The 12,220-nt window shown below is 38.0% G+C and carries 13 protein-coding genes; 4 read left to right on the forward strand and 9 right to left on the reverse strand.

Translation table 11 applies throughout. From position 1 onward, the window contains the following. Nucleotides 1–43: 43 nt before the first annotated feature. From dapD to AC3WJG_RS10030, 4 genes are all read right to left on the reverse strand, one after another. Nucleotides 44–763, reverse strand: a complete 720-nt coding sequence (dapD, locus tag AC3WJG_RS10015; protein WP_013082280.1) for a 2,3,4,5-tetrahydropyridine-2,6-dicarboxylate N-acetyltransferase — start codon at nt 761–763, stop codon at nt 44–46. Between the two features lie 129 nt (nt 764–892). Next, nucleotides 893–1,771: a transcriptional regulator CcpC gene (gene ccpC / locus AC3WJG_RS10020; protein ID WP_013056037.1), complete on the reverse strand. Its 879-nt coding sequence runs from the start codon at nt 1,769–1,771 to the stop codon at nt 893–895. Between the two features lie 99 nt (nt 1,772–1,870). Continuing rightward, the gene (gene cbpB, locus AC3WJG_RS10025) at nt 1,871–2,326 is read right to left on the reverse strand and encodes a cyclic-di-AMP-binding protein CbpB (RefSeq protein ID WP_013056036.1); all 456 of its coding nucleotides are present in this window, start codon (nt 2,324–2,326) and stop codon (nt 1,871–1,873) included. Nucleotides 2,327–2,708: 382 nt separating this feature from the next. After that, the gene (locus tag AC3WJG_RS10030; protein WP_013056035.1) at nt 2,709–2,945 is read right to left on the reverse strand and encodes a YkuJ family protein; all 237 of its coding nucleotides are present in this window, start codon (nt 2,943–2,945) and stop codon (nt 2,709–2,711) included. A 280-nt stretch (nt 2,946–3,225) separates the two neighbouring features. Between AC3WJG_RS10030 and AC3WJG_RS10035 the strand changes: the two genes are divergently transcribed. After that, nucleotides 3,226–3,462 (forward strand): glutaredoxin domain-containing protein, encoded by a 237-nt coding sequence (locus tag AC3WJG_RS10035; protein ID WP_013056034.1) that lies wholly within the window; start codon nt 3,226–3,228, stop codon nt 3,460–3,462. Nucleotides 3,463–3,510: 48 nt separating this feature from the next. Here AC3WJG_RS10035 and AC3WJG_RS10040 read toward each other — a convergent pair whose 3' ends face one another. From AC3WJG_RS10040 to fadH, 3 genes are all read right to left on the reverse strand, one after another. Continuing rightward, entirely contained in the window at nt 3,511–3,978 is a 468-nt protein-coding gene (locus AC3WJG_RS10040; RefSeq protein WP_492588191.1) for a DUF3993 domain-containing protein, read from the reverse strand. A gap of 156 nt (nt 3,979–4,134) precedes the next feature. Next, entirely contained in the window at nt 4,135–5,346 is a 1,212-nt protein-coding gene (locus AC3WJG_RS10045; RefSeq protein WP_337133421.1) for an EAL domain-containing protein, read from the reverse strand. Between the two features lie 105 nt (nt 5,347–5,451). Beyond that, nucleotides 5,452–6,216 (reverse strand): 2,4-dienoyl-CoA reductase, encoded by a 765-nt coding sequence (gene fadH / locus AC3WJG_RS10050; RefSeq protein WP_098332285.1) that lies wholly within the window; start codon nt 6,214–6,216, stop codon nt 5,452–5,454. Nucleotides 6,217–6,387: 171 nt separating this feature from the next. Here fadH and AC3WJG_RS10055 point away from each other — a divergent pair, with 171 nt between their 5' ends. Both AC3WJG_RS10055 and AC3WJG_RS10060 read left to right on the forward strand, forming a co-directional pair. Further along, a complete protein-coding gene (locus tag AC3WJG_RS10055) occupies nt 6,388–7,254 on the forward strand; it encodes a metallophosphoesterase (RefSeq protein WP_013082275.1) in 867 nt (288 codons plus the stop codon). A 145-nt stretch (nt 7,255–7,399) separates the two neighbouring features. Next, the gene (locus AC3WJG_RS10060) at nt 7,400–7,693 is read left to right on the forward strand and encodes a hypothetical protein (protein WP_013082274.1); all 294 of its coding nucleotides are present in this window, start codon (nt 7,400–7,402) and stop codon (nt 7,691–7,693) included. Between the two features lie 39 nt (nt 7,694–7,732). On the opposite strand, the gene AC3WJG_RS10065 is transcribed toward AC3WJG_RS10060, so the two are convergent. Both AC3WJG_RS10065 and AC3WJG_RS10070 read right to left on the reverse strand, forming a co-directional pair. Then, the gene (locus AC3WJG_RS10065; protein ID WP_098248371.1) at nt 7,733–9,856 is read right to left on the reverse strand and encodes an RNA degradosome polyphosphate kinase; all 2,124 of its coding nucleotides are present in this window, start codon (nt 9,854–9,856) and stop codon (nt 7,733–7,735) included. A gap of 73 nt (nt 9,857–9,929) precedes the next feature. Beyond that, the gene (locus AC3WJG_RS10070) at nt 9,930–11,456 is read right to left on the reverse strand and encodes a Ppx/GppA phosphatase family protein (RefSeq protein ID WP_337133422.1); all 1,527 of its coding nucleotides are present in this window, start codon (nt 11,454–11,456) and stop codon (nt 9,930–9,932) included. Nucleotides 11,457–11,565: 109 nt separating this feature from the next. Here AC3WJG_RS10070 and AC3WJG_RS10075 point away from each other — a divergent pair, with 109 nt between their 5' ends. After that, entirely contained in the window at nt 11,566–12,078 is a 513-nt protein-coding gene (locus tag AC3WJG_RS10075) for a L,D-transpeptidase family protein (protein WP_050689400.1), read from the forward strand. The last annotated feature ends 142 nt before the right edge of the window (nt 12,079–12,220 follow it).

The following is a 12,220-nucleotide window of genomic DNA, read 5'->3' on the forward strand; positions in this document are numbered from 1 at the left end:
CCGATTAATTCAGCAAAGAAAAAGCGCAAACTGATCGTTTTTCTTATTCTTCGTTTAATTGACGCAATTCTTGCTTGATTTCTGTTTTAGACTTTGTTTTTTCGTCAATTTCTTTAATAACGCGAGCCGGCGTACCTGCTACTACTGTGTAAGGAGCTACATCTTCTACCACAATTGCACCTGCAGCAACTACGGCACCTTTACCTACTGTTACACCTTCAAGAACAACAGCATTAGCACCGATTACTACATCATCTTCTACTACAACTGGTTTTGCAGAAGGTGGCTCAATAACACCAGCTAATACAGAACCTGCGCCGATGTGACAGTTTTTACCTACTGTCGCACGACCACCAAGTACTACGTTCATGTCGATCATTGTTCCTTCACCGATCACAGAGCCGATGTTAATAGATGCACCCATCATAATAACAGCGTTGTCGCCGATTTCAACTTGATCGCGAATAATAGCGCCTGGCTCAATACGAGCTTTAATTCCTTTCATATCTAATAAAGGAATCGCAGAGTTGCGGCGATCGTTTTCAATTACGTAGTCTTCAATTTTTCCTTCGTTTGCTTCAATAGCAGCTTTGATTTCTTTCCATTCACCAAATACTACACCTGTGTTTCCCGTTACGAATGTTTTAGAAGATGAACCAAAGTCAATTCCTTCTACTTCACCTTTTACGTAAACTTTTACCGGTGTTGATTTTGTGCTGTTTTGAATAAATGAGATAATCTCATTAGCATCCATCATTTTCATTATGTATTCCTCCTAAGTAAGCAATGTCTCATTTAATGTAACAAAATGCTTTCACAATGACAAGCATCATTATCGTTTTAATAAAAAGATAACGATTGCAAATAAAAAAAGCGAGCATCTAGGCTCGCTTTATACCGTTTCTCTTACATATTCACGTACAATATCAACAAATGCTCGAACTTGCTTCAGTTTAAACGCTGATTCATATCCAACTAAAGAAGTGTCTCGCGTAATTGGCTCTCCATTTGCTTTCAGAAGCGGCGTCCGGTGAATATGGCTTCCAGCTTCTTTAATAGCAATCGATGGTAAAATAGCGAAGCCAAGACCATTTAAAGCCATTTGCTTACACGTCTCAATCTGATCCACTACAATCGTACGCTTCGGTGTAGTATGAAACTCTCGATGCCACCATTCTAAAATTTCTTGATAATACGTTGAGTCACTTTTAAATTGAATAAATGGTCGATGAGTATTTACTACTTCCGCTGCCCTTTCAATTTCTGAATCAACTAGGTAAAGAGGATCTGTAAATAAATGTTCTTTGACGCCTTTCCAATCCGGATTTCCGCGTATGATTCCAATATGTACCTCATCTTCGTACAGATAGCGAAGCATTTCACTGCTCCAGCCGGTTACAAGAGAGATTTTAGCATGTGGGTAGCGATCCATATAGCGTTTTAACACCGCCGGCAGCCAGTGCTGTCCAATAATCGAAGCCACCGCTAATTTGAGTGTACCATATACTTCATTATCTAAATGATGCAAGTCCTCACGAACCCGATCTTCTTTTTCTACCACTTCTTTTGCAAATTGAACAATCTTTTCTCCAGCAGGCGTTAATGACAGTCCTTTTTGCGAACGAATGAAGATTTGTGTATCCCATGCTTTTTCAATGGTTTGCAGCCTCTGTGATAAAGCTGGTTGCGATACAAATAATCTCTCTGCAGCTTTTCTCATATTTAATTCTTGAGCTAATACAACGAGCATTCGACATTCTATTAATTGCATTCAGTTATTCCTTTCAAGCCTCTTTTTACTTTCATTTTACCTTTATCATATAAGAAAAAAACGGAGAAAGATAGGCTGAAACACGATTTCTTAAAAAAATTATTGAAATGACTCTTTCGGGAGAATGATGGACTGCCTTCTTAATGACTTCAACAAATTTCTTCGTGTTAAAATCCCTTCAAAAATACCATCTTCATTCTCTACGCACAAAAAAGGATGGTTAATCATGGCATTTATGACTTTTAATACAGATTTTTTCATGGAGACACGAGGGACATTTTGATTCATAACTTCTTCTACTTTCATGGTTTCTAATCGTTCAAATTCAATGCGCTTTAATCCTAAAATCGAATCTAAAATAAGCGTCATGCTCACGAACCCCTGCAGCTGAAACCTTGGATTTAATACGGGAATGGACGTATAGCCAGTCTTTGTTAACACAAGCAAAGCATGTTCTAAATTATTTCCCACTTGAACATGAGCAACTTTATCAGAAGTGACAAGCAAATCTCGAAGTTCAATTTGATTTAACTGATTGTGATCAATATCAATCATTTATACATTCTCCTTCCATTTCTCATAACTTCCATGCGTGTAAAGAGAAAAAGAACAAGCTACAAAATGAAAATAGCTTGCTTACGTAAATGCGAACCTTTAAGAGGGAATAGAAGCAGGCACACTCGATGTTTTCCCTTATATGTTAAGTCTAGATTCTTTTAAAACAAGTGTCAACGAAAGTTCATAATTATCTGAATTTATTATTTTGATTTTTTTACAGCATTCGACCCGTTCCTTCCCTTTATCAGAAAATCCGCTATCGCTTTGTCGATATTTCTCGGGAAAATAGGACAGAAGCCACCGCAAAAACTCCATACGCAGTAACAAAAAAATGCCGCAAAGTATAAAATCCTTTGCGGCATTCGTTTTGCTTTATCCCTTAATGAATAAGTTCAAAAATCTCAATTGCAATCATATCAACGTTATCAAATTGATAAACGGCTGGCTTTTCACCATCTTGATATACTTCAAGTTCGTATGTTTCAGTTTTTGCATGATATTTCACGCTGCAAATTCTTTTTCCCTCTACTTCGAAGAAGCGTTGTGGCGCTTCACTTCCACTTGCTTGCTCACGGAGATTCACAAGACGAGTTAAAATACCTTGTAATTGTGACATATAATCTCTCCTTTCACCTATTACATCATTACGCATTCGACTTTTCTACAATATCAATTCAAATAAATACTTTATCTAAACTAATACTTAAAAGACACCATTTCACTATATGCCACATACTAAAAAAACACAAGTACTTTACGTGATTTTTCATAAGAAAATGCCTTATTATAGCGATATATGTCGTTTTTTATTATAATAACATAGCGATATACTATGTATCATACAAAACTTCATTCTACTTTAACACCATTCATTTTAATATAGGGAGGTGCTTTCATTGAGATCTATAGAGTTGTACACACAACCAGCTTGCCCACCTTGCGAAATTGTTAAACAGTTTTTACAGCATCATCACGTTTCCTATAAAGAATTTGACGTATCTAAAGATGCTTCTGCTCGAAAACGAATGACTACTGAGTTAGAGTCTTATTCCACTCCGACCATTCGTGTTGACCAGGAAATTATCAGAGGATTTGACCTTCAAGCGCTTGAGAAGCTTCTTAACATCGGGTAACCGAAACACTCAAAATAAGCTTTTCTCGGCTATTTTGAGTGTTACTTACTATATATATATAAACTTTTGCACTTTCCATTTCCCTTGTTTTTTTACTAACGTGATCATTTCGTAATGATCTTGGTATTTTACCCTTTCATTATGCACAGCCGGAAAAAATTGATAGACATAAGCTTTGTTTTGGTCGGAATGAAGAGCTACCTTCGTTTGTTCATCGAAAGAAAAGAAAGGGATGTAGTGTGTTAAATATTCAGGGCCCTCTCCGACATATCCTTGAGCTTTTTGTAAGAGAGCCTCATTAAAAAACACAGATGCATACTCAACATCTAAAAACAATTTCAGCTCACGAACAGCGTCTTGATTAGTATGAGCAGACGCAGCTCTTAGCTGAGCCTGATAAGCGTCCTGCAAATTTATAAAGATTTCATGCCTAATCTCTCCTGATACTTCTGCATGAACAGACTTTCCTGAGTACAAGACAATCAGCAAAAAGACAAGTAAGCATATTTTCTTCAAATTAAATCAGCTCCTTAACTTCTTTTTTATTAGAATTCCGAAATTTTCTTTACCTATGCATATCTCTATAACCGACTGTCGTTCTCCTCTAAAAAAACATAAAAAAACGGCAACCACTTTTGCTGGTTGCCGGTTTAACTTCAACTTATTTATTCTCTACAAAACGTCTCTTTCGTATAAAAAAGAATATGAAATATCAAGGAATATATAGTGCATATTATCAATCGGATACGAAAAAGTTCGGATATTCTCACCTGTTTCAATATCATTATACAAATCTGATAATATGCCTTTTTTTTCATAGCTCATTCGAATAATATTCTCAAGAAAATATGGGCGCCAGCTCCAATTTTTCTTTACATATTCAGGTTCAAGAATCCAATCCTCGTTTTTCTTTACATAGTTAGAAGACTTTTGAAATCCATTTTCATCGCAGATGTAAAGGCGAAAACACACGTTGGATAGTTCTTCTGCAATAACAGGCAGCATATCGTCATACGTTTCTAACTTTCTGCACTTTATCATTACCTGCTGCATTTTATCTTGAAAGCGTTCTGTCAGCTGGTAAACAGCAAGCAGCTTTTTCTTTTCGTGAGCGATATACATTTCAAAACGTTCCTTTAGTTTATCCTTTAAGATGTTCGGATCGACAAGTTCAGCAGCCGGCTTATGTAAATAATAACCTTGAAAATACCTGCCTCCGTTTCTCCATGCATATTGCAGCTGATAGGAGGCTTCTATATCTTCGTATAGAAGCGTAGCACCCATTTTTCTTGCTAACAGAGATAAAGAATACAATACGTCTTGATACGACTGCGCCATGTCCGTTTGTCTCAGAATATGTAAATCTACTTTTAAGATATCTGGTGAAAGCAACCCAATCCTGTCTAGATTACTACTTTCTTTTCCTATATTATCAATTGCAATCTTAATACCATATGTTTGATAATACTTTAGTAAGTGTTGAAGTGATTCCAAATCTCCACTAAAATTGTGTTCTGTAATTTCGAGAACAATTCGATCAAGAGATAATCCTTTATTTTCGAAAAGTTGCAATAATTCTAGCAAGGATTCTCCATGATCGTTCATTAATAAATTAGGGTTCTGATTAATAAAAATTAAAAATTGTTCTTCCTGGGTCAACATATGCTCGAGCGCTTGCGTTAAAACAGCATAATCAACTTCTATGCGATATTCATCCGGAATCGCATCATCATGAAAGAATGGGCCGAGACTTTCAATTTCCCCTTCATTTTGAAACCTCGCCAACACTTCATAGCCAATTACTCTATGTCCATCTGCACTAAAAATTGCTTGATAATACGGAAGAGTTTTCTCTATGTTTGTTAATACATCTAACGGGTCCACTCAACTCTCCCCTCTCCTTGTTCACTTTACGTTAGTATAATACGAATAGCATAATTTTGCTAGCCCTTCTCGGTTTGCTTTGTACTTTTTAGTGCGTATCCAACCTTAAAAAGGATGCTGATTTAGCCACTGTCCCCCGTCCATTGTGATGCATTCCCCATTGATATAAGATGCTTCATCGGAGAATAAGAAACTGGCTAATCCTGCTATTTCCTCAGGAGTTCCAAGGCGTCCTAGTGGTACAGAACTTAATGTACGCGCTTTCATTTTTTCTGACTCAAATAATTTATCGGCTCCTCCTGTTCGCTCGATCGGCCCCGGCGCAATCGCATTTACCCGTATACCATATTTCTTTCCCCACTCTACCGCGAGCGTGCGCGTCATGGTTAAAACTCCTGACTTGGCACAAGCTGAATGAATAACACCTGCTCCTGCATTCCATGCATATGTAGCCACAATGTTTGTAATGGCCCCTTTTGTACCTTTATCGATCCAATATTTCCCTACTGCGGAACTGCAATAAAATGTACCATTTAATACGATATTAATTACGCTGTTCCATCCATTAATGGATAAGTCTTCAGCTGCACATATAAAATTGCCTGCAGCGTTATTAACTAAAAAATCAATTTGGCCAAATGCCTTGTCCGTTTCTTGAACCATTCGTTCTACATCTTCTGGATTGCGTACATCCATTACCACTGAAAGTACCTGTCCATCAAACGTTTTAATTTCATTTTCTGTCTCTTGTAATCGATCGGCTGACCTACCTGTGATTACCACATGAGCACCTTGTTCTGCAAATCGCTTCGCCATATGTTTTCCCATTCCGCTTGAACCGCCAGTAACAATTACGACCTTGTTCTTCAATTTATATTCCTCCCCAAAACATAAGTGTTTTACAACTATCATTTTACTATTTTTTCTGAATAAAGTGAAACTTTTATCCATTTAACTTAAAAGCAGACTTCTCGTTGTGATGATAAAAAAAACAATGCTATAATGAAAACTTGAAAACTATAAGGAATAGGTTGATTTTGCATGAAAAAGACGTATACAAGACGATCTTTTTTGAAAGGACTAGCGTCTATTTCGTTAGGGTCTTTGCTCACCACGTCTTTTGGGTATACATATGCCAAATATATTGAGCCTAGACGTCTGCAAATTGTTCGTCATACAATTACTTCTAAAAACATTCCGAAAAGCTTTAACGGAATAAAAATTTTACAATTTAGTGATATTCATCTTGGACTCTCTTATGATTTATTACAACTAGAACAGCTTATGGTGACCATAAATAATTTGAAGCCTACTATTATATTATTTACCGGAGATTTAATGGATGTACCTAATGAATACCCGCATCCAGAAAGAATTCCTCCGATTTTACAGAGGCTTCAGGCTCCTCTTGGAAAATATGCTATATATGGTAATCATGATCACGGGGGATATGGAACAAATATCTACAAACAAGCCATTGAAGACGCAGGATTTAGACTTTTAGTAAATGAAGTTGACACGGTGTCCATGCCCGATAAAAGCTACATTCATATTTGTGGACTCGATGATATTATGCTTGGGAACCCACAATATGAAGGAACGCTAGGGCAATTACAGCCGGACATTTTTTCTATTGCTATGATTCATGAACCTGACGTTGCTGTCAAAGCAGCTCCTTTTCCAGTGGATCTTCAGCTCTCCGGCCATAGTCATGGAGGCCAAATTCAAATTCCTTTTTACGGTCCTTTGATTACACCGCCCTTTGGGACGGTTTACCCTGAAGGAATGTACGAAGTTGGAGATTCTAAAATGAAGCTTTATGTGAATAGAGGCTTAGGAACCACTCGCATTCCTTTTCGTTTTTTAGCTACGCCTGAAATTACGCTTTTCACCTTGCAATCAACATAAAAACGCCCCGTAAGGGCGTTTTTATGTTGATTGTCTTTTTTTAGCTGATCATGACCGCCTAATTCTAGTCTTAAAGAAATAAACCAGGCTCAAAAGCTTCCGTTCAGCCATACACTACAAAGACAACTGACAAGGAGGTTAAATTATGTACTATCAATATCCCTATACAGGATATCGTAATATTCCAAATGGTGACGAGCGCTTTTTTGGATTTCCTTTTGTTGCTGGCTTAGCTGGTGGGCTGCTTGGCGGACTAGCTGTTGGCGGTTTTGGAGGCAGACCTGGGTGCTGTCCACCACCTTATCCTTATCCAGTTCCATTTTACGGCGGTGGATTTCCTGGAGGAGGCTACCCTGGTGCCGGCTATGGAGGCGGTGCTCCTGTTTATAACACATACTACGGACCTGGATACGGTCCTGTTGGTCCCATTCCTAGATAATAACATCACTAAAAAGCCGAGTATTCGGCTTTTTTTATGTTATTCTTGATTGTCGCAAAGAGCATATTGACAAAAGATCTCTTGACTATTAATAGAGAGCTCATGTTCTTTTTTTATGACGTAATGATAATTCCCTTCTTGATCTTGTTCTCGTGCTTTTACATTATCAGCAAGCATAACTTCAAGCCACTTCCACACTTTTTTTTTCAAATGTGTATCCAAGATAGGAAATAAAATTTCTACTCGTTTCACCATATTTCTTGTCATCATATCTGCAGATGAAAAGAAAAACTTTTCCTGTTTATTATGATGAAAATAATAGATTCGGCTATGCTCTAAAAATCGTCCGACAATGCTTCTTACTCTTATATTCTCGCTAACGCCTTGAATTTGAGGGCGCAAGCAGCACGCTCCTCTAACAATTAGTTCGATTGTCACACCCGCTATAGAAGCTTCATATAGCTTCATAATTAAAACCTTATCCGTCAACGAGTTCATTTTCCCAATAATTCTTCCGTTTCCATACCGTCTGTGATAATGGATTTCCTGATCAATGAGATGCAAAAAATCGTTTCTTATATCAAATGGTGCAACGGATAAATGATGATATACTGGTTTTTGCGTATAGCCACTTAAGTAATTAAAAAAATTGGCCGCATCTATCCCGATGTTTCGGTTGACAGTAAAAAGACTTATATCCGTATAGATCTTTGCTGTCGCATCGTTGTAATTCCCAGTACCAAGATGAACAAATCGTTTAATATGCTCTCCTTCTCTTCTCACCACGAGCGTAATTTTACCATGCGTTTTTAAATGAGTCATTCCATATATCACGTGGCACCCTGCCCGCTCTAGCTCTTTAGCCCATTGCACATTATTCTCTTCATCAAACCTCGCCTTTAATTCAACTAGTACCGTCACTTGCTTACCTTTTGCAGCCGCTCGTTTTAATGCTTTAATAACGGGAGAATCTCCGCTTACCCTGTATAACGTTTGCTTAATAGCGAGCACATTTTCATCGTCTGCTGCACCGTTGACAAAATCAAGTACCGGCTTAAACGATTCATAAGGATGGTGAAGCAAAATATCTCTTTGAACCATTTGGTCGAAAACATTTTGATCCGGGTGTAACTCTGTTGTAAGCTTGGGAATAAAGGCTTTTTCAGCCAACTCTTCATGCGTAGATTTAAGTAATCTATAAAACGAAAATAAACTGGTTAAATCCAGCTGTCCTTCGATCTCATACACATCTTCATCGTCAATTTCAAGTACTGACTTTAAATACGCTAGTACACCCTGGTCATATGGACTCTTAATCTCAAGCCGAACAGCCGCTCCCCATTTTCGCTTCTGTAACTCTTCTTCAATTTCTTTTAGTAAATCTTGAGCGTCTTCTTCGTGGATAGTCATATCTGCGTTGCGGGTAATTCGAAATCGAGAAACGGAAGAAACGCGGTATCCCTTAAACAACTTTTTAATAAAATAGGCAATTACATCCTCTAGCAATACAAATAGACGGGTAGAATCTGACGTGGCTATTTCAATATAGCGCGTTAGCATCGAAGGTACTTGAACGATAGCTAACCTTCCTTTTATCTCGGCAATTTGCTGCTCATCATTTAAATTTTCTGAAAGGACGACTGCTAAGTTCAAGCTTTTATTCATCAACATGGGAAACGGCCGGTAGGTATCAATAGCCATAGGAGTTAATACGGGAAAGATTTGCTCGTCAAAATACTGTTCAAGCTTATCTAGATTTGATTTCTCCAGCTTTTCAACCGTAATGATTTCCACCCCGTATTTCTGTAATTCGGGAAGAAGTGTGTGAATATACGTCTCATACTGCTGCTTGACTAGATCGTGGTTTTGTTTGGAGATAGAAAATAGCTGCTGTTTAGGAGTTAAGCCTGCTTTGTTTTCAGGTTTGCTAAATCCAGCTTTCACTTGATCTTTTAATCCGGCTACCCGAATCATAAAAAACTCATCCAGATTTGAACTGAAAATTCCTAGAAATTTAAAACGCTCAAGCAAAGGATTTTTCGTATCTACTGCTTCTTCCAGCACCCGCTTGTTAAAAGCCAGCCAGCTCAATTCACGATTATTGTAATAAGCTGAATCAGCCACTTGTATGGTTTGCTTATAAGTGCGATTACTTTCTAACATTAGCCTCACCTTCCAGGATAATGGATTTAATCTAGTTAGCTATACTGAATATTCTAACCGATCCAGCGTTATTCTAAAGCTTAGTAAATTCAAGAACAATATTTTTTTTCACTACTTTTTCTAGATGCTTTTTCTGTTTTTCAGCCTGATATTGTTCAGCACGAAAGGTTTTTGTACATAATAGTTTAATCGTAACTGTGTTTTCATCGCTTTTCATGTCAATATGTTGAACAACATTTCGCTTTGTTGCATGTAAACCGTCAGCTATTTTTAAAACCGAACCGAGCAGCTGGACTTTTTTTTGTTCTTCTTTTGTTAACCACTTTTTAAAAGGAGCAACATATTGCCTAAAAGAAGACTTCCCTTTATATGAAGAAACAAGTGCCAACTTTAAACGTTCTCTATGTGAAATACCATCGATTGTACGATTAGCAAGCACATAAAACGTATGCTGGCTGCTTGATTCCGCGTCAATATACTTTCCTATATCATACACTTGCGCAGCTTTTATAAGAAGCGCTAAGTCATCCTCTTTTAAATCAACCGGTCCCTGCTCCTTAAGATGCTGAAACATCATACTAGCTGTGCGCGTAAGCTGTTTGACGTAATCTTTACTTACTTCAAACTCTTCCATTATTTCTTGAAAACTTTGCTGTATGACATCGGGGTACATTGGCTGGATATTAGCATCAGACGCTTCCTTAAATAACACCCCTTCTCTTAAGCCTTTGCGGCTTAAGATGAAGCGAGTCGCGTTCACTGTTTCATATAATGATTGAAATACTTCAATCGCTGGCAAAATTGTATCCGCACGATCTTTTGACAAGCGGTCTAGCTTTTGAAGATTGTGATAAGACAATGAGCCTATAGCAGATTTCACATGCAATATATCAGCTAAATTCATTTCATATTGATGCAGACCGGCGAGAGGATAGTGGATAAAACCTTGATGCACTTGCACCATACTTCTTGCACTTCCTCCAATTGCTACAATCGGAACTTGGCGATTTAAAAGCCACGGGACAGTATGGAAATGCCGGATTACAAAATCGCGGATTTTCATTTTTTCTTCTGCAGTGGGGATATTGCCTTTGACGAACTCTAGACGCAGAGATAAGGCACCGAACGGAAAGCTGTGGCACTCCACTAACTCTCGATTGCGAAAATACGTAACTTCCGTACTTCCCCCTCCAATGTCAATTGTAATGGCTTCTTCGATCGAAGTGGAATGAATAACGGCAACAAAGCCGTAGTAGGCTTCTTCATATTCAGACAATAGTTGAATAGAAAAGTCGGTTTCTTTTTTTACAAGCGCTAGAACTTCTTTTGCATTAGCCGCTTGACGGATGGTAGCTGTGGCCACACAGGTAACGTGCGGGAGCTGCTGATGCCTGGTAATAATTCCAAACGTTTTAAGCGTATCAAGCAAGGTATATATTCCTTTAGCTGTTAACACTCCTTCTTTACTTAAATAATTTCGAAGCCGTGCAGCTACTTTCACGTTTTCAACTTGCTTAAACCCTCTGCCTTTTTTGTATTCATAAATAACAAGGCGTATCGTATTTGAACCTATATCAATCAGTCCATGCTTATAAGTCAATGTAATTTCAACACCTTTTTCAAAATAACTTTATGCTCACAAAGGTCACTTTTACTTTTTTCGATCGTATACTGTTACAACATAGTCATATATCAAAGGAGCGAAGCTAATGAGATATATAGTAAAGCGCGGTGAAACCTGGCAAAGCGTTTCAGGTGACTACCGGATTCCGGTTGAAGACCTGTGGATGGCTAATCCTTTTGTAAGCCATAGCACGCTGAAGCCTGGGCAAGTAATCATCATTCCAAACCTCCCTGATAAAGAGCTCATTCCTTACACGATCCACGTGTTTATTGCTGAAAAACAGCTTGAATTACGAAAAAATAATATCATACAAAAAGTCTATCCCATTGCAGCAGGAAAAATGCTGAGCGCAACCCCTACTGGAGACTTTGTTATCGTTAACCGGGAGCCAAACCCCGGGGGGCCTTTTGGCACAATGTGGCTAAGCTTGTCTAAAAAGTCATATGGCATTCACGGAACAAATGATCCAAGTTCTATTGGAAAAGCCGTATCCAAAGGATGCATTCGCATGTATAATGCCCAAGTAAATGAGCTAGCTCGAATTGTGCCAAATGGGACTGGTGTTTATATTCGACCTTCTCGACGAATGGCTCAGTAGTTCGGGATTTACTAATCAATGATGGTTTAACTGTGTGAGCAGCATTTCTTTAAAAATAGAAAGTATGGCGTGCTGTTCCACTTTACTTGTATAAGGAAGCGTAACAAAACAAACCCTATACATAGGAAATTTCATTAATTAC

It is taken from the genome of Priestia sp. FW507-14D1A (genome assembly GCF_058781295.1).

Coding starts and splice junctions, on each gene's coding strand:
- AC3WJG_RS10030 (WP_013056035.1), bottom strand. CDS start 2,945: ATGTCACAATTACAAGGTATTTTAACTCGTCTTGTGAATCTCCGTGAG.
- AC3WJG_RS10060 (WP_013082274.1), top strand. CDS start 7,400: ATGTACTATCAATATCCCTATACAGGATATCGTAATATTCCAAATGGT.
- AC3WJG_RS10065 (WP_098248371.1), bottom strand. CDS start 9,856: ATGTTAGAAAGTAATCGCACTTATAAGCAAACCATACAAGTGGCTGAT.
- AC3WJG_RS10075 (WP_050689400.1), top strand. CDS start 11,566: ATGAGATATATAGTAAAGCGCGGTGAAACCTGGCAAAGCGTTTCAGGT.
- AC3WJG_RS10055 (WP_013082275.1), top strand. CDS start 6,388: ATGAAAAAGACGTATACAAGACGATCTTTTTTGAAAGGACTAGCGTCT.
- dapD (WP_013082280.1), bottom strand. CDS start 763: ATGAAAATGATGGATGCTAATGAGATTATCTCATTTATTCAAAACAGC.
- ccpC (WP_013056037.1), bottom strand. CDS start 1,771: ATGCAATTAATAGAATGTCGAATGCTCGTTGTATTAGCTCAAGAATTA.
- cbpB (WP_013056036.1), bottom strand. CDS start 2,326: ATGATTGATATTGATCACAATCAGTTAAATCAAATTGAACTTCGAGAT.